The 18916-nt window shown below is 42.9% G+C and carries 20 protein-coding genes; 6 read left to right on the top strand and 14 right to left on the bottom strand.

Going from position 1 to position 18916, the window contains the following annotated elements; translation table 11 throughout:
* Window positions 1-2 precede the first annotated feature (2 nt).
* Entirely contained in the window at window positions 3-1058 is a 1056-nt protein-coding gene (gene hisC / locus B2248_RS04155) for a histidinol-phosphate transaminase (RefSeq protein WP_273178649.1), read from the top strand.
* Here the strand turns inward: hisC and B2248_RS04150 are convergent, their stop codons facing one another.
* Window positions 1059-1613 (bottom strand): DUF4124 domain-containing protein, encoded by a 555-nt coding sequence (locus B2248_RS04150; protein WP_273178651.1) that lies wholly within the window; start codon window positions 1611-1613, stop codon window positions 1059-1061.
* Window positions 1614-1738: 125 nt separating this feature from the next.
* Between B2248_RS04150 and B2248_RS04145 the strand changes: the two genes are divergently transcribed.
* The gene (locus B2248_RS04145; RefSeq protein ID WP_273178653.1) at window positions 1739-2494 is read left to right on the top strand and encodes a sulfite exporter TauE/SafE family protein; all 756 of its coding nucleotides are present in this window, start codon (window positions 1739-1741) and stop codon (window positions 2492-2494) included.
* A 3-nt stretch (window positions 2495-2497) separates the two neighbouring features.
* On the opposite strand, the gene pyrE is transcribed toward B2248_RS04145, so the two are convergent.
* The 6 genes from pyrE to B2248_RS04115 all read right to left on the bottom strand — a co-directional run bounded on the left by pyrE (window position 2498) and on the right by B2248_RS04115 (window position 7086).
* A complete protein-coding gene (pyrE, locus tag B2248_RS04140) occupies window positions 2498-3142 on the bottom strand; it encodes an orotate phosphoribosyltransferase (protein ID WP_273178786.1) in 645 nt (214 codons plus the stop codon).
* Entirely contained in the window at window positions 3138-3740 is a 603-nt protein-coding gene (gene metW / locus B2248_RS04135; protein WP_007146975.1) for a methionine biosynthesis protein MetW, read from the bottom strand. Before metW ends, pyrE begins: the two co-directional genes overlap by 5 nt.
* Window positions 3740-4888, bottom strand: a complete 1149-nt coding sequence (metX, locus tag B2248_RS04130; RefSeq protein ID WP_007146974.1) for a homoserine O-succinyltransferase MetX — start codon at window positions 4886-4888, stop codon at window positions 3740-3742. Before metX ends, metW begins: the two co-directional genes overlap by 1 nt.
* Before the next feature lie 64 nt (window positions 4889-4952).
* On the bottom strand, window positions 4953-5522 hold the full coding sequence (locus B2248_RS04125; protein ID WP_007146973.1) for a YggT family protein: 570 nt from the start codon (window positions 5520-5522) through the stop codon (window positions 4953-4955).
* Complete coding sequence (gene proC, locus B2248_RS04120; RefSeq protein WP_273178654.1) at window positions 5515-6348, bottom strand: pyrroline-5-carboxylate reductase; 834 nt, start codon at window positions 6346-6348, stop codon at window positions 5515-5517. Before proC ends, B2248_RS04125 begins: the two co-directional genes overlap by 8 nt.
* Window positions 6349-6396: 48 nt before the next feature.
* On the bottom strand, window positions 6397-7086 hold the full coding sequence (locus tag B2248_RS04115; RefSeq protein WP_273178656.1) for a YggS family pyridoxal phosphate-dependent enzyme: 690 nt from the start codon (window positions 7084-7086) through the stop codon (window positions 6397-6399).
* A gap of 90 nt (window positions 7087-7176) precedes the next feature.
* Between B2248_RS04115 and B2248_RS04110 the strand changes: the two genes are divergently transcribed.
* The 3 genes from B2248_RS04110 to B2248_RS04100 all read left to right on the top strand — a co-directional run bounded on the left by B2248_RS04110 (window position 7177) and on the right by B2248_RS04100 (window position 10364).
* On the top strand, window positions 7177-8214 hold the full coding sequence (locus B2248_RS04110) for a type IV pilus twitching motility protein PilT (RefSeq protein ID WP_007146970.1): 1038 nt from the start codon (window positions 7177-7179) through the stop codon (window positions 8212-8214).
* Between the two features lie 11 nt (window positions 8215-8225).
* The gene (locus B2248_RS04105; RefSeq protein ID WP_007146969.1) at window positions 8226-9368 is read left to right on the top strand and encodes a PilT/PilU family type 4a pilus ATPase; all 1143 of its coding nucleotides are present in this window, start codon (window positions 8226-8228) and stop codon (window positions 9366-9368) included.
* A gap of 159 nt (window positions 9369-9527) precedes the next feature.
* Window positions 9528-10364, top strand: a complete 837-nt coding sequence (locus B2248_RS04100) for an OmpA family protein (protein WP_007146968.1) — start codon at window positions 9528-9530, stop codon at window positions 10362-10364.
* A gap of 568 nt (window positions 10365-10932) precedes the next feature.
* On the opposite strand, the gene B2248_RS04095 is transcribed toward B2248_RS04100, so the two are convergent.
* Complete coding sequence (locus tag B2248_RS04095) at window positions 10933-12705, bottom strand: methanol/ethanol family PQQ-dependent dehydrogenase (protein WP_273178659.1); 1773 nt, start codon at window positions 12703-12705, stop codon at window positions 10933-10935.
* A 501-nt stretch (window positions 12706-13206) separates the two neighbouring features.
* Between B2248_RS04095 and B2248_RS04090 the strand changes: the two genes are divergently transcribed.
* Complete coding sequence (locus tag B2248_RS04090) at window positions 13207-13506, top strand: hypothetical protein (protein ID WP_007146965.1); 300 nt, start codon at window positions 13207-13209, stop codon at window positions 13504-13506.
* Here B2248_RS04090 and B2248_RS04085 read toward each other — a convergent pair whose 3' ends face one another.
* The 6 genes from B2248_RS04085 to B2248_RS04060 all read right to left on the bottom strand — a co-directional run bounded on the left by B2248_RS04085 (window position 13507) and on the right by B2248_RS04060 (window position 18852).
* Window positions 13507-14220, bottom strand: a complete 714-nt coding sequence (locus B2248_RS04085) for a hypothetical protein (RefSeq protein WP_273178662.1) — start codon at window positions 14218-14220, stop codon at window positions 13507-13509.
* 14 nt (window positions 14221-14234) lie between these two features.
* Window positions 14235-15056, bottom strand: coding sequence for a phosphate ABC transporter ATP-binding protein PstB (gene pstB, locus B2248_RS04080; RefSeq protein ID WP_379008298.1), 822 nt, complete (start codon window positions 15054-15056; stop codon window positions 14235-14237).
* Window positions 15057-15076: 20 nt separating this feature from the next.
* Window positions 15077-15982 carry a phosphate ABC transporter permease PstA gene (gene pstA, locus B2248_RS04075; RefSeq protein ID WP_007146962.1) on the bottom strand — a complete coding sequence of 302 codons (906 nt, stop codon included), beginning with the start codon at window positions 15980-15982 and terminating at the stop codon, window positions 15077-15079.
* Window positions 15979-16956, bottom strand: a complete 978-nt coding sequence (gene pstC / locus B2248_RS04070; protein WP_273178665.1) for a phosphate ABC transporter permease subunit PstC — start codon at window positions 16954-16956, stop codon at window positions 15979-15981. Before pstC ends, pstA begins: the two co-directional genes overlap by 4 nt.
* 122 nt (window positions 16957-17078) lie before the next feature.
* A complete protein-coding gene (pstS, locus tag B2248_RS04065; protein WP_007146960.1) occupies window positions 17079-18137 on the bottom strand; it encodes a phosphate ABC transporter substrate-binding protein PstS in 1059 nt (352 codons plus the stop codon).
* A gap of 313 nt (window positions 18138-18450) precedes the next feature.
* Window positions 18451-18852, bottom strand: a complete 402-nt coding sequence (locus tag B2248_RS04060) for a hypothetical protein (RefSeq protein ID WP_007146959.1) — start codon at window positions 18850-18852, stop codon at window positions 18451-18453.
* Window positions 18853-18916 lie beyond the last annotated feature (64 nt).

Raw genomic sequence — 18916 nt, 5'->3', positions numbered from 1 at the left:
TCATGAGTCGCTTTTGGAGCGGTTTTGTTAATGAGTTAGACCCTTATGTGCCAGGTGAACAACCTAAACTGGCCAATTTGACTAAACTCAACACCAACGAGAATCCCTATGGCCCATCACCAAAAGTGATTGAGGCTATTCGCATGGCGGCAAGTGATCGCTTACGTTTATATCCGGATCCCACATCGGCCGAGCTACGCCAAGCGATTGCTGATTTTTATCGGATTGATGCTGCTTGGGTATTTGTTGGAAATGGTTCTGATGAAGTGCTTGGGCATGTTTTTAATGCATTCTTCAGACAAGAAGCACCTATTCTATTCCCAGATATCAGCTACAGCTTCTACCCGGTGTATTGTCAGCTTTATCAGATAAGCTATGACACTGTTCCACTTAGTCATGATTTTAGTATTAATGTTGATGATTATGATCGCATCAATGGCGGGATTATTTTTCCCAACCCCAATGCGCCAACAGGCTGCTTATTAGCACTGTCTGAAATCGAACGACTGTTACAGAAGAATACTGAGTCTGTTGTGGTAATAGATGAGGCCTATATTGATTTTGGTGGTGAGTCTGCGGTTAGTCTGGTAAAAGATTATCCCAACCTGTTAATCGTGCAGACCATGTCAAAATCACGCTCGCTGGCTGGAATGAGAGTTGGCTATGCGATTGGTCAAGCTGATCTTATTGAAGGATTAATCAGAGTTAAAGATAGTTTTAATTCTTATCCTGTTGACAGCCTGGCTTCTGCAGCTGGTGTTGCTGCAATGAATGATAAAGCTTATTTCAATGAAACCTGCCAAGCGGTGATCGATGAGCGGAATAAAGTGGTAGCAGGTCTTGAGGAGTTGGGATTTGATGTCCTGCCATCTGCTGCAAACTTTGTTTTTGCTTCACACAAGCAGGTAGATGCTGTAGAAATTGCTGCCGGGCTCAGAAAAGAAGGCATTATCGTCAGACACTTCACTAAGCCGAGAATTAATCAGTTTTTAAGAATCTCTATCGGTACAGCGGGTGAAAATCAGCAGTTATTATCTGTTTTAGATACTTTAGTCTAGTTACTGCTTACGTTTAAGCAGGTAATTAAGACGTTCAAGATCGTGCTGATACTTCGACTGTAATTCTGTAATTTCTGCTTTAAGTTCGGTAATAGCTTGTTGTCTGACTTGAATTTCCTCTTTAGCTGCATCTAGGCGTTTTTGCATATTGGCGGTGACTTTCGCCCCACTTAGCTCACGCTGAGCGGCTTCATTTTGTAGTTCATAGAGATATTGTTTGAGCTCAGGGAGTTTTTGTTGATGCATAGCAATTTGTTCTTGCCTATAAGCAATATCACTATCACGAGCGCGAATAAGATCTGCTTCAGAACGATAAGTAATCAGTAAGGTTTTATCGTAAGTTTGTTGCGCCTGTCGAGCTTCTTCTGCCTGTTTGGCCTGTTCTTCTGCTTGTAGACGTGCTTCTTCTTCGACTTTTTGTTTGGCGGCCTGCTCAAGTAGTTCCTGCTCAGTTAAAGCTGCAGGAACGCGTTCAATCAGGCGCATGGTTTCAGAGTCGATAATATCGTAGCCTTTTTGCGATGCGGCTGATGGTAATGTTGTGCTGAGAGTCATGACTCCGTTCTCATCAGGAAAGCGATACAACTGACCTGCACTGACTGAAAGGCTGAATGTAGAGCAAAATATCAACAGGGGTAGTTTAGGTATCATGATCTTGTCTGCGTGATTGGAGTCAACAATTGAATTTTCTTGATCAATTTATCTTGTTTTTGGTCTCATTGGTAGCCAATACTTTTTCTGCCTTCTCAGGTGGTGGTGCCGGCCTTATTCAATTTCCCGTTTTAATCTTCCTTGGTTTAAGTTTTTCTGTGGCTTTAGCAACCCATAAAGTGGCCAGCGTCGCTTTGGGTGTTGGAGCTGTTTTGCGATATTTGAAAACAAGTCGTTTGGAACGACAGTTTGTTATTTTAATGTTACTTACCGGGCTGCCTGGAGTAGTTTTGGGAGGAAATATTATTTTGCTCATTCCCGATCGTATGGCAGAGATAGCGCTGGGAATATTGACTGGTGGCTTGGGAATTTACTCTATTTTGAAACCACATTTAGGGCAAAACTATGAACCTGTACACCGAGACTGGATCGGCTGTGTTAGCGGTGGAATGATCTTGTTCCTGATAGGCTTCTTAAATGGCTCTCTAACCTCAGGTACGGGTCTTTTCGTGACACTATGGCTAGTAGGGTGGTTTGGTATGGATTATCAGCGTGCAGTCGCCTACACGCTGATAATGGTCGGTCTGTTTTGGAATGGCGCAGGCGCTATCACATTAGGACTGCTGGGGGATATTCGTTGGGACTGGCTACCTGCATTACTACTCGGATCTTTGCTAGGTGGTTATCTCGGATCCCATCTGGCAATAAAACACGGTAACCGCTGGATTAAACGTGCTTTTGAAATTGTGACTTTGTGTATATCCGCGAAATTAATTTACGGCTGATGTTCAGGCTACACCAAATTGTTTGCGATATGCGGTGACTGCTGGTAAATACTCGCCAAAATCGGGGCTATCTTTAAGGTAGCCTAAAAGGTCGTTCAGAGAAATAATATTCAATACAGGAATATTATGTTCGACCTGAACTTCTTGTATGGCAGAAAGCTCACCCTGACCGCGTTCTTGTCTGTCTAAAGCGATAATAACACCGGCGGGTTCTGCGCCAGCGGCACGGATTATCTCAACAGACTCTCTGACTGAGGTGCCGGCGGAGATAACATCATCGATAATAAGGACTTTGCCTTTCAGTTCAGCGCCAACCAGTTGACCACCTTCACCATGATCCTTGATTTCCTTTCGATTGAAGACATAAGGCATATCTTGATTATGCTGATCGGCTAAGGCGACCACGGTGGTAGAGGCTAGTGGTATGCCTTTGTAGGCTGGTCCAAATAACACATCAAACTCAAGTCCAGAGTCAGCAATGGTTTGAGCATAAAACCGACCGAGTTTTGCCAGACTGGCACCGCTATTAAACAAGCCGCTGTTAAAGAAATAGGGGCTTTGACGACCAGATTTCAGTGTAAATGAACCAAACCGCAAAACACCTGTGGCAATGGCAAACTCGATAAATTCTTTTTGATATTGTTTAATCATGTTGTTTTTGAACTCGGTAAATCGCGACCTGACCAAATAAGTTAGGCAGACATCGTATTCCTAAGCTGTCTTTATTGTTGTGGTTAACAATGCTTCTGTTATGAACCTTGAGTTGATGATCAGCACAAAGGTTCTCAAAATCTTGGATTGTGCATAAGTGAATATTTGGTGTTTCAAACCAAGCATTCGGAAGTGTTTTGGAGACCGGCATTTTTCCACCTAGTGCTAATTGCACACGGCATTGCCAGTGACCAAAGTTAGGGAAACCGATAATGCCATTTTTGCCAACACGAACGATTTCTTGCAATAAAAAGTCAGGGCGCTGAATCGCTTGTAAGGTTTGTGACAAGATAACAAAGTCAAAACTCTGATCAGCAAACTGCGCTAAACCTTCATCCAAATCTGCCTGGATAACATTGATCCCAGCTTCGATACATTCAGCAAATTTACTGTTATCAATTTCTAAGCCATAGCCTGTGATGTTTCTTTGTTGCAGATGTTTAAGCAGGCTACCGTTACCACAACCTAAATCCAGCACTTTGGCGCCATCAGGAATCCAGTCACTGATGATTTGCTGATCGACACGTAAGGCCATTATTTCACTCCTTCCGCAGCAATTTGTTGCATATAGGTGCCAAAGATTTCCAAATAGCGAGGTATGGGCATTAAAAACGCATCATGGCCCTGGTGAGCTTCAATTTCGGCATAACAGACGGATTTACCGGCAGCCAGCATGGCGTTGACGATTTCTTTTGAGCGTTCAGGTGAGAAGCGCCAGTCACTGGTAAATGAGATGATAAGCGACTTAGCCTGAATATTCGCAACGGTAGCGACAAGATCATCGTTAAACGCCTGGGCAGGATCAAAATAATCCAGTGCTTTAGTCATTAATAAATAGGTATTGGCGTCAAAGCGTTCAACGAAGCTGGTGCTTTGGTAACGTAAATAACTTTCGATTTGAAACTCAACATCATAGCCATATTGAATGGCGCCATTACGTAATTCACGGCCAAACTTTTCACCCATTGCTTCATCTGAAAGATAGGTGATATGCCCGAGCATACGTGCGAGCCCAAGTCCCTGACGTGGCAAGGTGTTATGTTTTATATAATAACCATCGTGGAAATCAGGATCAGATTTTATCGCGGTTCTGGCGACTTCATTAAAGGCAATATTTTGTGCTGATAATTTAGGGGCGGCGGCAATGACGATAGCATGCCGAACACGCTCGGGCAGGCTGATTGACCACTGTAAAGCTTGCATGCCACCGAGGCTGCCACCAATGACGGCTGCCCATTGCTGAATGCCTAGTCGATCAGCAAGCATCGCCTGACTTCGAACCCAGTCAGGGACGGTAACGATAGGAAAGTCAGGGCCATATAACTCGCCCGTTTCAGGATTAATCGTGTTTGGACCGGTGGAGCCTTTACAACCACCCAGATTGTTCAGACACACCACATAAAAATGGTTGGTATCAATCGCCTTGCCGGGACCGATAGCCGTATCCCACCAACCGGGTTTGCGATCTTCCATCGTATGGAAACCGGCGGCGTGGTGATCACCTGAAAGGGCGTGACAAATCAATACAGCATTGCTGCCATTCTCATTCAATGAGCCATAGGTTTCATAGACTAAGTCATAACTTGGTAGTGTCTTACCACAGTCAAGCTGAAGTGGCGTATCGATATGAATTGTCGATGGTTTCACCAGACCAACAGAGTCAGCTGGTATAGATTCCGGCATATATGGTTGATTCCCGTAAAAAAGCGTTAAGTCTAATCAGACTGCCGTGGCAGCGCAATCTGGATCATATATAGCGACCTGCTAATAGCGGCATGACTAACATCGATAAAACTTGTAATCCCAGTAATACAAACAGTGGAGATAAGTCTACACCTGCAACAGGCGGAATGGTTCTTCTAACTGGACGAAGTAAGGGAGCATTCATCTTACCGACTAAGGGCGCCACCGGATTATAACTTCCTGCGGGCGTGACCCAACTTAATATCACTTCGATAATAATGCTGACGGTGAAAATATTGATAAACAGCTGAAATAGTTCTGCAAAGAGTATTGTCAGCCAGAAAAGACCTTTGGGTAATACGCCAGCGAGCATGCCAACGGCAATGATTTTTATCAGTGCTACAACAATCAGTAATACCAGAGTGGCCGTATCCCAACGACCTGCGGCAGGAATAAAACGGCGAAGAAACTTCACCGGTACCTGGGTGAGTTTGATAATAAACTGCACCATAGGATTGTGATACTCCCAGTGGGCCCACTGCATAATCAAGCGCAGCGCAACAACAACCATGTATAAATAGATGAGGGTATCGATAAGAAAAATAAGCGGATTACTGATATAACTACTAGTCATAGTCTTGTCCTAATTGTTCAGCCAGTTCATCAGCCCGCTGCGCTGCCGCTGTGAGTGCTTGTTTAAACAAGCCTCGCAAATCACCTTGTTCAAACACATCCAGGGCACGTTCTGTTGTGCCACCTGGTGAGGTGACTCGCTGACGAAGCACGCAGGCCGATTCATCACTTTCCAATGCCATTTTAGCAGCACCGAAACTGGTTTCCAGTGCTAATAATCTGGCAGTTTCTTCTGGAAGACCTAACTCCATTCCTGCTGTTTGCAGGGCTTCAAGTACCAGGAAGAAATAGGCTGGTCCGCTGCCAGATAAGGCGGTTACGGCATCCATCTGTTTTTCATCACTAATCCATAATGCCAGACCAACAGCTCTAAGCATGGATTCAGCCAGCTCATGTTGTGCAGATGTCACATAGTCATTGGCACAGAGTGCGGTAGCGCCTGCCTGAACCAGCGAGGGTGTATTTGGCATAGCTCTGACGATAGCAGCACCTTCAAAGTCTAACCAGCGAGAAATGTCATTTAACCTGATTCCAGCAGCGATGGAGATGAGTAATTTATCCTGCTGCCATGCGGGTGCTATTTGACGAATAACCGATTGCAGCTGTTGCGGTTTCACAGCCAGGATGATGACATCTGCATCGGCAATTGCGGCGAGATTATCAGTAAAGGTTTTTACATTGTAGCGTGAGGATAAATTATCCAAAGCTTCGGTATTCGCATCCGAAACGTGAATGTTTTCTGCAGTAAACTGGTTGCTTATCAGGCCACCAATCAGGCTACGCGCCATATTGCCGCCACCAATAAATGCGATCGTGCATTGTTTCATTTGTTCACCTTATATCTATGTATCATCTGAGTCTGTCACATTGAAGAGCTAACGCTTATTACGTTGTCCAAATAATGCCGTACCAATACGTACCATTGTACTGCCGCAAGCGATGGCTGTAGACATGTCTGCTGTCATTCCCATAGATAAGGTATCTACCTGCGGGTATTTATGACGTAATTGCTGAAAAAGTTCATAAGCACGTGAGAAGCTGTCTTTTTCATCGGCGACGGAGTTTTTGGGCGAGGGAATCACCATCAGTCCTCTTAGATTGAGCTTATCGAGTGTTGCAATGTAGTCAGCTAACGTCAGTAACTTTTCTGGGCTGGTACCGGACTTGGTCTCTTCTTCGTCAATGTTGATTTGTATGCAGACATTGAGTGGTGCCAGTGAGTCAGGTCTGTGCTCATTTAAACGACGGGCAATTTTTTCTCTGTCGACACTCTGAACCCAGTCAAAATGCCCGGCGATATCACGGGTTTTATTTGATTGGATAGGACCAATGAAATGCCACTCCAAATCAAGATCGGCTAAAGCGTCAATTTTATCTAAGGCTTCCTGCAGGTAATTTTCACCAAACTGGCGTTGGCCTAATGCGGCTACTTCACGCAGGGTATCGGCTGGCCATGTTTTGCTAACAGCCAGTAACTGCACCGATTGTGGATCACGTTTTGCCGCTGATACCGATGTGCTTATTTCGTGATGAATTTGTTGGAAACGTTTTTTTACATCTGTCATGTTGCAAGCCTCATAAGGGCGCGATACCTTTATACTCATTGCTTAAATTTTGAATTAACTAGACTACACCAAACCGCATAGGAATCGTTGATGGATATTACTGAATTGCTTGCGTTCAGCGCAAAAAACAATGCTTCGGATTTACATGTTTCGTCAGGTGAGCCGCCAATGATTCGTGTGGATGGTGATATCAAGCGCATTAATCTGCCGGCGATGGAACATAAAGATGTCCACGCGATGATTTACGACATTATGAATGATAAACAGCGTAAAGATTTTGAAGAATTTCTTGAAGCTGATTTTTCATTTGAAGTACCGGGGCTGGCACGTTTTCGTGTTAATGCGTTTAATCAGAACCGTGGTGCTGCTGCCGTTTTCAGAACGATTCCATCAAAAGTACTCAGTCTGGAAGAACTGGGCGCTCCCGATATTTTTAAAACCATCGCGGATAATCATCGCGGTATTGTGTTGGTCACCGGGCCTACAGGTTCAGGTAAGTCCACTACGTTGGCCGGCATGATTAATTATCGAAATGAAAAAGATAATGAACATATTCTGACGATTGAAGACCCAATCGAATTTGTGCATCAAAGTAAAAAATGTTTGATTAATCAGCGTGAAGTGCATCGTGATACACATGGCTTTAGTGAAGCACTTCGAAGTGCGCTGCGTGAAGATCCGGATATTATCCTGGTCGGTGAGTTACGTGATCTGGAGACAATCAGACTGGCGCTGACAGCCGCAGAAACCGGACATTTGGTGTTTGGTACCTTACATACATCTTCGGCAGCCAAAACTATTGACCGGATTATTGATGTTTTCCCTGCTGCGGAAAAAGACATGGTGCGCTCCATGTTGTCAGAATCATTGCGTGCCGTTATTTCCCAGACATTGATGAAGAAAGTGGGAGGCGGACGCATCGCTGCACATGAAATTATGATTGGTACTCCGGCTATCAGAAACCTGATTCGAGAAGACAAAGTACCGCAGATGTACTCGGCTATTCAGACGGGCGGCGCTATTGGAATGCAAACCTTAGATCAGTGTTTGCAGGATTTAGTCAGACGACAAAAGGTCACCAAACAAGAGGCATTACCACGTGCTGTTAATAAAGACTTATTCCGTTAGAGGAGTGTGATATGGAAATTGTCACAATACTAAAAGCCGCTGTGAAACATGATGCCTCAGATGTATTTATTACCGCTGGCCGCCCGGTTACCTTGAAAGTGAATGGCCGAATGGCAACGCTCTCTCAGGAAGCACTGCAGGATGATGAGGCCAGAGATTTAGTACTGAGCACGATGTCAGATGCTCAGAAAAAAACATTTGAACGTGAAAAAGAGTGTAATTATGCACTGGAGACTAAAGGTGCAGGTCGCTTTCGTATCAGCGCGCTTTACCAGCGAAATAAAATTGCTATGGTCATGCGCCGTATCAAAGATGAAATTCCTACCATTGAAGAAATTCATGTGCCTCAGGTCATCAAAGAATTATCGATGACAAAACGTGGCTTAGTCATATTTGTCGGGGCGACAGGCAGTGGTAAGTCAACCACATTGGCGGCGATGATCGGTTATCGCAATCAAAACAGTACAGGCCACATTCTAACGATTGAAGATCCTATTGAGTTTGATCATAAGCATGCCGGATGTGTGGTGACACAAAGGGAAGTGGGGATTGATACTGATTCGTATGAAGTTGCTTTACGCAATTCACTGCGTCAGGCGCCGGATGTCATCATGATTGGTGAGATACGTACACGTGAGACCATGGATTACGGTGTGGCCTTTGCAGAAACCGGCCATCTTTGTTTATCCACCTTACACGCTAATAATGCGAATCAGGCAATGGATAGGATTATCAACTTTTTCCCTGAAGAGCGTCATCAACAATTATTTTTGGATCTTTCATTAAATCTTAAAGCGGTTATTGCACAGAGACTCATTCCTAAAAAGGATGGCTCGGGCAGGGCTGTTGCGGTTGAAGTACTTCTTAATACGCCGCTGATTGCTGATTTGATTGAGAAAGGCAAGATTTATGAAATCAAAGAAGTAATGAAACGTTCTAAAGAGCTTGGGATGCAGACGTTCGATCAAGCTGTCTATGATTTATATAAAGCAGGTGATATTAGCTACGAAGAAGCTTTACGTAATGCCGATTCAGCCAATGAAGTACGCTTAATGATCAAGCTAGGCATGGAGTCCGGCGAATTAGCCAAAGATAGTTCAGTTTCCAGTTTGTCATTACAAGCTGAACCCGAAGATGTGATAGGGCGTATGTGATTGTTGTTTTTTTGACACAGAGTTCACCCTATGACTTATAAGATCTATTAGACGTCAGGCAAATACTGGTTTAATATGTAGCGAAAGTACCACACTCGGTATTGAGCAAATCAATTTTAAGACGTGTTCGTTTATTTTTCTACGGAAAAGGAAGGCAATATGAAATTAACAAAACTCCTGTCAGCAGCTTTTGCAATAGCATTGCTGGCTGGTTGTGCGGGTAACCCGAAAACAACTAACCAAAACATTATGTGTGCAGTTGGTGGTGCTTTAGCTGGTGGTGCTGCTGGTGCTGCTGTTGGTGACTCTGATGCTTCTGCTGGTGGCGCAGTTGTCGGTTCAATGTTAGCGCTATTACTCTGCCCGAACGGTGATGAAGAACAAGAAGTGGCAGCTGTTGAAAAACCTGTCTGTGCTGTAGAACCACCTCCAGGTGCTTTAGTCGACCAAAATGGTTGCGCATATGACACTGATAAAGACGGTGTTTATGACGGTATTGATATGTGCCAACAAACTCCTCCTGGTGTCACTGTTGACCGTGTAGGTTGTGCGTTAGACTCTGATGGTGATGCAGTGCCTGATTATAAAGATCTGTGCCCTAACACACCGAAAGGCGTTATCGTTGACCAAGATGGTTGCCCATTAGCAGGTGAAAAAGTATTGTCTTTAGAAGGTGTTAACTTCGCATTTGATAAAGCAACTTTGACTGATGATGCGAAACAAATTCTTGAAGAAGCGGTAGCTGTTCTGAAAGATACTGACAGCGTTGTTGAAGTCCGTGTTGAAGGCCACACTGATAGCATCGGTAGTGAAGCTTACAACCAAAAACTGTCACAAGAACGTGCACAGTCTGTTGTTGATTACCTGACTTCACGTGGTATTAACGGTAGCTACCTGATTCCAGTCGGTATGGGCGAAAAATTCCCAGTTGCCACCAACGATACAGAAGCTGGAAGAGCGAAAAACCGTCGTGTTGACTTCGTTGTAAACGAATAAAACAAGACAGCATCAATTGATGTAGAAAAGGCCCTGCTTGCAGGGCCTTTTTTTTATCTGGCGTGAGAAGCTTCAGCATGCTTGCCTTAAAGATTGCATTTTAATATAGATACTAGGGCAATCATTTTCCTCTTTATCTTTGTTGTTTTTGTATATTCAAAAAGAGGTTCTTGTTGCGTGAGTGGATAATTCTGCTGTTGTCGATAAATGAGTGGGAAGGTTTGGACTTGGATAGGATAAGAACGGTCGTGTGAAAGCCTTAAGCTGAGTTTACTGAGAGATAAAGGGAGTTTTTCCTATATTGAGAGAGCCTTTATTTCTCTATTATTGATACAAGCTTTACGGCTTTCATTGGTTTTCCCTTCGCCCTTTCAGTTTTCTGATGAGGGCTTTTTTTTGCCTTAAGAAAATGAACTTAAAAAGGGATTAGAGAGTGAATAGAGCGGTAACAGAATCTTTATTTGGCACGAAGATAAAATAAACAGATACACATAAAAAAACTCCGATGATATTTCTATCACCGGAGTTTTTTGCACTGTGTCGAGCTTTGTATTACTACGCTGGCATTTTATAAGCTGAATACGCTCAGAACGCCGCCTAATGAAGTCCAGCTTGATAGAGATTTATAGGCACCTACAGCGCCTAAGCCATCAGTATCATTTTCCAGGTTATTGGTCATACCAATACCTGCCCAGCCACCAATACCTGACAATACAGCGATGTACTGTTTGCCATCATGTTTGTAAGTGTTCACGTTACCTACAATGCCTGATGGGGTTTTGAAGCGCCATAATTCACGGCCAGTTTGCGCATCTACTGCTTTTAGGTAGCCTTCCAATGTACCGTAGAAGACAACATCACCGGCCGTCGCCACTGCGCCTGACCATACAGAGAATCTTTCTTTATCTGACCAGACGATTTTACCTTCGCGAGCATCCCAGGCAATAAAGTTACCCATATTGTCTTTTTCCGCGGCGAACATATTTACTTCAGCACCAACATACGGTTGACCGGCTAAATATTCCACTTGGAACGGTTCCAGATCCATACAAATATGATTGGTAGGTACATAGAACAAGCCGGTTTTTGGTGAATACGCGGCAGGTTGTTGGTCCTTAGCACCATGTGCTGCCGGGCAAATTCCCGTCGTGCTTGTGTCTTCACCGTTATATTCTGGTGAGTACTGTTTATTACGATCCGGTAAACCTGTTTTCAGATTAACGCTATTTGCCCAGTTAACAGAGGGATCAAATTTGTTAGCCACTAATAACTCACCTGATGCACGATCCATGGTGTAGCCAAAGCCGTTACGGTCAAAGTGAACCGCTGTTTTGTACATTTTGCCTTTAACTTTCTGATCGGCCAGAATGACTTCGTTTACACCATCGTAATCCCACTCATCATGTGGCGTCATTTGGTAAACCCATTTAGCCATGCCAGTATCTAAATCACGGGCAAACAATGACATGGTCCATTTATTATCACCAGGCCGTTGTAATGGGTTCCATGTCGATGGATTACCCGTACCGTAGTAGAACAGATTGAGATCAGGATCATAAGAATACCAACCCCAAGTGGTACCACCACCAATTTTCCACTGATCACCTTGCCATGTTTTTAAAGATGAGTTTTCACCGATAGGTTTCAGCATTGAAGTTGTTTTCTCTGGATCCACTAACATTTCTGCATCAGGACCTGTGCTGTAGGCTTTATATAAAGACTTACCATTTAAATCATAAGTCTGAACATAACCACGAACACCAAACTCACCACCAGAGATACCCACTACGATTTTGTCTTTAAATACATGAGCAACACCGGTGTTAGTTGCACCTACTTTAGGATCATCGCGTTTATCAGACCAAACGACTTCACCCGTTTTAGCATCAAGAGCTACCAATGTGGTATCCGCCTGATTAAGGAAGATTTTGCCGTCACCGTAAGCTAAACCACGATTGATGACGTCACAGCACATAACCGGCACGGTATCATCGTAGTTTTGTTTTGGTTCGTATTTCCATTTGATAGCACCGTCATTGTTCAAATCTAATGCATACACAATGTTTGGAAATGGCGTATGAATATATAAGGTATCGCCAATAACAAGTGAATTACCTTCATGACCTCTTAATACGCCTGTAGAAAATGACCAGGCCATATTCAGATCTTTGACGTTATCTTTATTAATATCTGTCAATTCACTATAACGGTGGTTGGCGTAGTTACCTGCTGACATTACCCATTCATTTGGGTTTTTTTGCATAGAAAGCAATTCATCTGCATAACTTGTAATAGGCAGAGCCACTGACATTAGTGCCAGAGATATTGTCGTTTTTTTCATAAATTTTCCCTTCAAACTTAAGATAAAGGAGTGGCGGAAGCTGAAGTCGCCACTCCTGTACCAAACGCTGACGTATAAAAAAACATAGGGCTTTTCTATAAGTCATCATTTACCAAACACAAAATCATGTTTGATAATCCCCGAGGGGTTGGGAAAGACTAACAGTCAAAAAAAGGAATTAATTGCACTTGTTTCCATAAATAAATGCTGTCTGGAATCTCAGACAAGTGGACAGTTTCTATACAACGTTGTTTTTTCTACTTTGAATCTGTTGAGCGGTAATGATCGTAAAGTGTTTGTTTAGTTAGTGTTTTAACTGTAAAAGACAAAGTGATGCTGAGATGATTTAGCCTGATTTTATTCAGATTCGGTCACGGATATTTCGATATAATACATATACTAAAGGCTGATTTCTCTGGTGTTCAGTCTGCTTAATTCAGAATGAGCCAGCTAACGCGACCTCTATCCATTTGAATCATTCAAGAAATAAAAGCCGCTAATATGAGTAAAAAAGATTCTCAAGATATGATTGTAGAGTTCACGCCTCTGGAAAAAATTGAGGCGCTTTATGAAGAGCTACTCGATTGGTATGGTGAGGCAGATAGCAAACAACTCAGAGTAGCGGCCAAGTTTCTGTTGCTGGCTTTAGAGAAGTTTTCTATCCATGGTGGTAATAACTGGCACGAGTTGGTGACCGAATACATTGATATTCTTCGCAAAGATCCCGAGAAATTTCAAAAAATTATCGAAGCTAACCGGGGCGAATTAAAAGAAAAAAAATCTAACACGCGCTATCACTAGTCAAGTTTGCAGGAAAGATTGTCTTTTTTGCTCATCTTTTAGCAGTTTGGCAAATTTGCGTGTTTGTTTTGGCAGATAAATAAAATCGTCGACTAATGATTTCTTGCGACGTTTTTTTGTCAGCTCGGCAGGCTCAAAAAAATGTCTGGCATTATCATAAGACAATACAAATGGCTGATATCCTTCTCTCATCAGCAGGTAGCTCATAATTAACGAGCCTGTACGGTGATTTCCTTCCAGAAACAGCTGTGGCTGACTCAATATATTGGTAAACAATCCCGCTGTTCGTTTCCAGACATTGGTATGTTGATTTAAGGCTAACCAATCCATGAGTTGACCAATTCCGCCATTGCGAGCTGCATAAAAGTGGGCTTTTGTAGCCTCAAACTGATGTTGAGACTCTTCTTTAGAGATTGATGAAGTGTGGTAAAGAACAATATGGTTCAACTCTAACAACAGGTGTGAGTTACCCATAGCGAAAAGTTCTATACCATTAGCCAGATAAAAGTCGATCTTGGCGTAACCTGCGACCAGGTTTTCAATCACTTCTGTTGAAGGCGGCGTTCTTTTTACGCTGAGTGTTTGATTAATTTTGTCGAAGTTTTTTTTCGTATTAAGCAGACGTGACCTGACAGCAGCAATATCCAGTCGAGCGATATTGCTTGTCAGATCGTGCGTTGCATTATGAACTGCATTAAATGATGATGACCCCATAATAACGGTTTAGCTTAACTAAACTCACCTCGCACGTATTGTTTAGTTAACAACTGCTGAGGGTCTTCAAAAATCTTCTTAGTTTCATCCATTTCCACCAGATAACCCGTACGGCCACCTTGTGAAATATCCACACCTAAGAACGCGGTTGTATCAGCCACGCGTGTTGCTTGCTGCATATTGTGCGTGACTAAGGCCACACTGTAATGCTGTTTTAATTCCACCATTAGTTCTTCGATCTGACGCGTAGCAATCGGATCCAGTGCAGAACAAGGTTCATCCATTAATAAAACATCAGGTTCTGTCGCAATGGCTCTGGCAATACACAAACGTTGTTGCTGACCACCTGATAGTGATAAACCGCTATTTTTCAGTTTATCTTTAACGTCATTCCAAATAGCTGCACGTTTAAGTGCTTTGACCACCATCTCTTCTTCATCACCTTTATAACCATTTAATCTCAGACCAAATGCGACATTGTCATAAATGCTCATCGAGAAGGGATTAGGCAACTGAAAGACCATACCGATATAACGTCTTACGATTACAGCATCCACTTTTTTGCTGTAAATATCGTGCTTGTGATATTGGATGTGGCCTTCAAAACGGAATGAGTCGATGAGGTCATTCATCCGGTTCATGCTGCGTAATACAGTACTTTTGCCACAACCTGAGGGACCAATAAAGCCAGTGACTTTATTTTTCTCAATAGGAATCGTGGTGTCTCTGACCGCTCTGAAATCACCGTAGTAAATGTTTTTTACATGGCAGTCTAAAACAACCGGGCCTTTTGGCTCGTACTTTTTAGCAATGAATTCACCGGTATCGGTTTGCATGTTCATAGATTTTCCTTCCGTTATTCTTTAAATTTCGATCTGCCGACAACGCGGGCCAGAATATTGAAAAACAGCACAAGTAAGACAAGTACCAGTGAGGCTGCCCAAGCTAATTCAAGCTGATTTTCAAATGGCATGCCAGAAAAGTTGTAAATCAGTATGGATAAAGAGGCTGTAGGTTCAGCTAGTTCAGCCATGTAGTAGTTACTAAATAAGGCAGTGAACAGCAATGGCGCCGATTCACCTGCAGCACCTGCTACAGCCAATATCACACCAGTCAGAATGCCTGGTAAAGCCGTCGGTAGCACGACTTTCAAAATCACTTGAGTACGTGTACAGCCCATGCCAAATGCCGCATCTTTCATTTTTTGTGGCACTTGCTTCATGGCTTCTTCAGCGGCCAATGTGACGGTTGGTAACATCAGCACAGCTAACGCCACACCACCTGCCCAAGCCGAGTATGTTCCCGTGGTAATAACAATTACAGCGTAGACAAACACACCCGCTAAAATTGAAGGAAAACCAGTCAATACTTTGGCTAAAAAGCGTGACAGCGTTGCGATTTTGCTTGACGGGTTCAGTATGGATAAATAAAGCGCAGCCATGATACCAATCGGAATACTGATGGCTGAGGCAATGCCGACCATGGTTAAAGTACCGACAATCGCGTTACCAAAACCACCGCCCATTTCAAACCCAGCTGGTGGTAAGGCGGTAATCGCTTCCATATCCAGTCTTGCGCCACCCTGAACAATCAGCATATAAATCACTGAAAATAAGGGGATGCTGGCGAGTACCGCCAATACCCAGACCATAGAAGTCAGGAAGTAATTTTTTAAGGCTCTCACCTCAAAAAGATTTTTTTCCAGCGCCGGTAATTCAATTCTGGGAGGTAATACTGGCTCTTCCATTTGTAATTGACTCATTTTTTACCCTCAAATTTACGCATGGTGTATTGCTGCACAGCAAGGCCCGCGACATTTACGATGAATGTGATGAGTAATAGAACTAATGCCGCATACATCAATGCCTGGATTTCAATTTGACCCGCTTCAGGGAAGGTTGATGCAAGAAGTGAGGCTAGGGTATTTGCCGGGGCAAACAGCGATAAGTTGATGTTGTTAACGTTACCAATCAACATTGCGAGCGCCATCGTTTCCCCTAAAGCGCGTCCAAACCCCAGTACCAGACCAGCCAATATGCCGGACGAGGCGGTAGGTAACATGACTTTTAAGATCACTTCCCATTTTGTTGCACCCATGCCATAAGCCGCTTCTTTCACTTTATAAGGAATGCGACGGAAAGCATCGGCAGATATAGCTGCCACGGTGGGTAGAATCATAATGGCTAAAACCAGGGCGGCGGGTGCGAGACCTGGTCCGCTAAGGTCTGTACCAAATAATGGAAACCAGCCCAATGTCTCATGTAACCATTGCGCGCCGGGTCTGATTAATGGGATAAGCACATAGATACCCCACAAACCGTAAACAACAGAAGGAATAGCAGCTAATAATTCGATGATCGTTCTAAAAATCATTTCGAATTTAGCGTGAACAAAGCTCTGGGTTAAGAAAATAGCAATTGCCACACCTAAAAAGCCACCAAGGAGTAGTGCCAAAAACGAGCTATATAATGTGCCCCAGATTTCTGGCAATACACCAAACACACCTTCATTAGTATCCCAGGTGGTGCCGGTAATAAAACCAAGGCCGTGTGTTTTAATGGCAGGTAATGCCTGTGAGCCTAATTCAAAAATGATATAGGCGACCAAAAGAATAATGGATAAGGCGCAAAAATAAGCAAAAGAACGGAATACAGAGTCTTTTAAATAATCAGTGGTAGATGGTGGTGCAGACAGTGTTTTATCACTGCTTGCCTCTTTAAATGGATCGTAAACCATGTGCGTTCCTATCAATTATTCATTCGTATTTGAAACATGTTTTATGCTGTCTCTAAAACAGAGAAAATGCTGCAAGGTCAAACGTCCTTGCAGCATTTTAATCTGAGTCTTCAACGGCCTGATTACTGAATCATTTTTGCAGCGTTGCGAACTTTCTCAACAACGTTTTCTGGTAATGGGATATAGCCCATAGATTCAGATGATTCTTGACCTTTCGTTACCATGTATTCAATCAAGTCACGCATGGCTTTTGCTTTATCATCGTCTTGATTTTTGTAGACAAGTAACCAAGTGAAAGTAGCGATTGGGTAGGCATCATCACCTGCTGGATCCGTTGCCCATCCGCGTAAGTCTGGTACATCGCTACCTGGCAGAGTTGTTGATGGGAAAGGAGTAGTCGCTAATGCTGCAGCACCACTTTCGCTACCTGCACTCACAAATTTACCTTTTTGGTTTTCAAGAACAGCGGTTGGCATTTTAGTCAGTTTGGCAAAACCATATTCGATATAACCAATTGCACCTGGAGTTTGTTTGATTGTGGCTGTTACACCGTCATTTTTAGGCGCTTTAACAATGGTGCCTGCACTTGGCCAGTTCGGAGATTTAGAACCACCCACTGCTTCTTTGAATTCACTGTTGATCGCTGATAAGTGGTTAGTAAATACAAAGCTAGTACCACTTGAATCAGAACGAACAACGACAGTGATTTTTTCATCAGGCAGTTTCACGCCAGGGTTAGCTGCTTGAATTTTTGGATCATTCCATTTTGTAATTTTACCCATGAAGATTTCAGGATAAACGTCACGAGGCAGTTTCAATTCTTTGATGCCGTCTAAGTTGTATGACAGAACAACTTCACCGGCAGTCATTGGCAATAAAATAGCGCCTTTTTTCACTTGTTCGATTTCGCTGTCTTTCATCGCTGCGTCACTAGCAGCAAAATCAACAGTTTCATTGATAAAGTCTTGGATACCTGCACCACTACCTTTTGATTGATAGTCAATACGCACACCATCAGTTTGTTTGCTGTAGTCCTTGAACCATTTGTTATAAAGTGGAGCAGGGAAGCTGGCACCAGAACCATTTAATTTCAGTTCGGCATGGGCGACAGTTGATGACATAGCACCAACAAGTGCAGTAATAAGAAAGACTGACTTTGCATTTTTTGCAAATAGTTTCATAGAAACTCCTGACTAGTTAATTAAGCAATAAAAATCTTTAACTCGATAAGAGTAACGACCTTAAGTTAAAGATTTATGACAAAAGTAAACTTAGTCAGAAATTTTTATATTGAGATAGAGGGTTAACGCTGAATTCTTAATAAAATTAATAAAGTAGATGCTATTTTAGTAGCCTACATTTTATATATTTCATTTTCTGGAATGCATACCGTTTCATAAAATGAATATAAAAATATGAGGTTAGATTAAAAAGAGCGCCATATATAGGCGCTCTATTACAACATTAGAACGATTTATACGTAACAATCTGTTGCTAAATAGCGAACATCAGAAAGCTGTAGGCAATCCATACAAAACCAATTGTTGTAACAATAAAGCTGAGCGCGGAGAAAATTTTCCAAATAGCTTTATTCCAGAAGTCGGTATCAAAGGCAGCGATGACAAAAATCGTCGGATTGGTAAATCCACCAACAGCAATGCAAAGGCATGCGATCTTTGATAGCTCAATATTGGCGCCTGAAGCTGCACCGTAGAAACCCAAACTAAACAATGCCATAAGCGCATAGTCAACATGCGCTCTGATCATGGTTTTATAATCCACTAAAAAGTCGCCATCAATCCCTTTTATAGGGAACCAGCGAGCAAATGTCATTAACCATGCAGATAAAATCAAGGCTGTAATCATGGCGACAGCACCCAATAACAAAACATTCATTTCTCTCTCCTTATTGTTGGAGAGCGTATTAAAAATGTTTAGATGATATTGAGCAGCTGATAAT

Origin of the sequence: Methylophaga sp. UBA2012, from assembly GCF_002335235.1 — a bacterium.
Lineage (GTDB): Bacteria > Pseudomonadota > Gammaproteobacteria > Nitrosococcales > Methylophagaceae > Methylophaga > Methylophaga thalassica.
The sequence above is the reverse complement of the archived record's forward strand: the minus strand, read 5'-3'. Positions and strand labels throughout refer to the sequence as shown.

Excerpts from the sequence above, each read along its gene's own strand:
- B2248_RS04095 (WP_273178659.1), bottom strand. The coding sequence starts at position 12,705 with ATGAAAAAAACGACAATATCTCTGGCACTAATGTCAGTGGCTCTGCCT.
- proC (WP_273178654.1), bottom strand. The coding sequence starts at position 6,348 with ATGAAACAATGCACGATCGCATTTATTGGTGGCGGCAATATGGCGCGT.
- B2248_RS04115 (WP_273178656.1), bottom strand. The coding sequence starts at position 7,086 with ATGACAGATGTAAAAAAACGTTTCCAACAAATTCATCACGAAATAAGC.
- hisC (WP_273178649.1), top strand. The coding sequence starts at position 3 with ATGAGTCGCTTTTGGAGCGGTTTTGTTAATGAGTTAGACCCTTATGTG.
- B2248_RS04125 (WP_007146973.1), bottom strand. The coding sequence starts at position 5,522 with ATGACTAGTAGTTATATCAGTAATCCGCTTATTTTTCTTATCGATACC.
- B2248_RS04150 (WP_273178651.1), bottom strand. The coding sequence starts at position 1,613 with ATGACTCTCAGCACAACATTACCATCAGCCGCATCGCAAAAAGGCTAC.
- pstA (WP_007146962.1), bottom strand. The coding sequence starts at position 15,982 with ATGAGTCAATTACAAATGGAAGAGCCAGTATTACCTCCCAGAATTGAA.
- pstB (WP_379008298.1), bottom strand. The coding sequence starts at position 15,056 with ATGCAAACCGATACCGGTGAATTCATTGCTAAAAAGTACGAGCCAAAA.
- B2248_RS04085 (WP_273178662.1), bottom strand. The coding sequence starts at position 14,220 with ATGGGGTCATCATCATTTAATGCAGTTCATAATGCAACGCACGATCTG.
- metX (WP_007146974.1), bottom strand. The coding sequence starts at position 4,888 with ATGCCGGAATCTATACCAGCTGACTCTGTTGGTCTGGTGAAACCATCG.
- B2248_RS04100 (WP_007146968.1), top strand. The coding sequence starts at position 9,528 with ATGAAATTAACAAAACTCCTGTCAGCAGCTTTTGCAATAGCATTGCTG.
- B2248_RS04090 (WP_007146965.1), top strand. The coding sequence starts at position 13,207 with ATGAGTAAAAAAGATTCTCAAGATATGATTGTAGAGTTCACGCCTCTG.
- metW (WP_007146975.1), bottom strand. The coding sequence starts at position 3,740 with ATGGCCTTACGTGTCGATCAGCAAATCATCAGTGACTGGATTCCTGAT.
- B2248_RS04110 (WP_007146970.1), top strand. The coding sequence starts at position 7,177 with ATGGATATTACTGAATTGCTTGCGTTCAGCGCAAAAAACAATGCTTCG.
- B2248_RS04105 (WP_007146969.1), top strand. The coding sequence starts at position 8,226 with ATGGAAATTGTCACAATACTAAAAGCCGCTGTGAAACATGATGCCTCA.
- B2248_RS04060 (WP_007146959.1), bottom strand. The coding sequence starts at position 18,852 with ATGAATGTTTTGTTATTGGGTGCTGTCGCCATGATTACAGCCTTGATT.
- pstS (WP_007146960.1), bottom strand. The coding sequence starts at position 18,137 with ATGAAACTATTTGCAAAAAATGCAAAGTCAGTCTTTCTTATTACTGCA.
- pstC (WP_273178665.1), bottom strand. The coding sequence starts at position 16,956 with ATGGTTTACGATCCATTTAAAGAGGCAAGCAGTGATAAAACACTGTCT.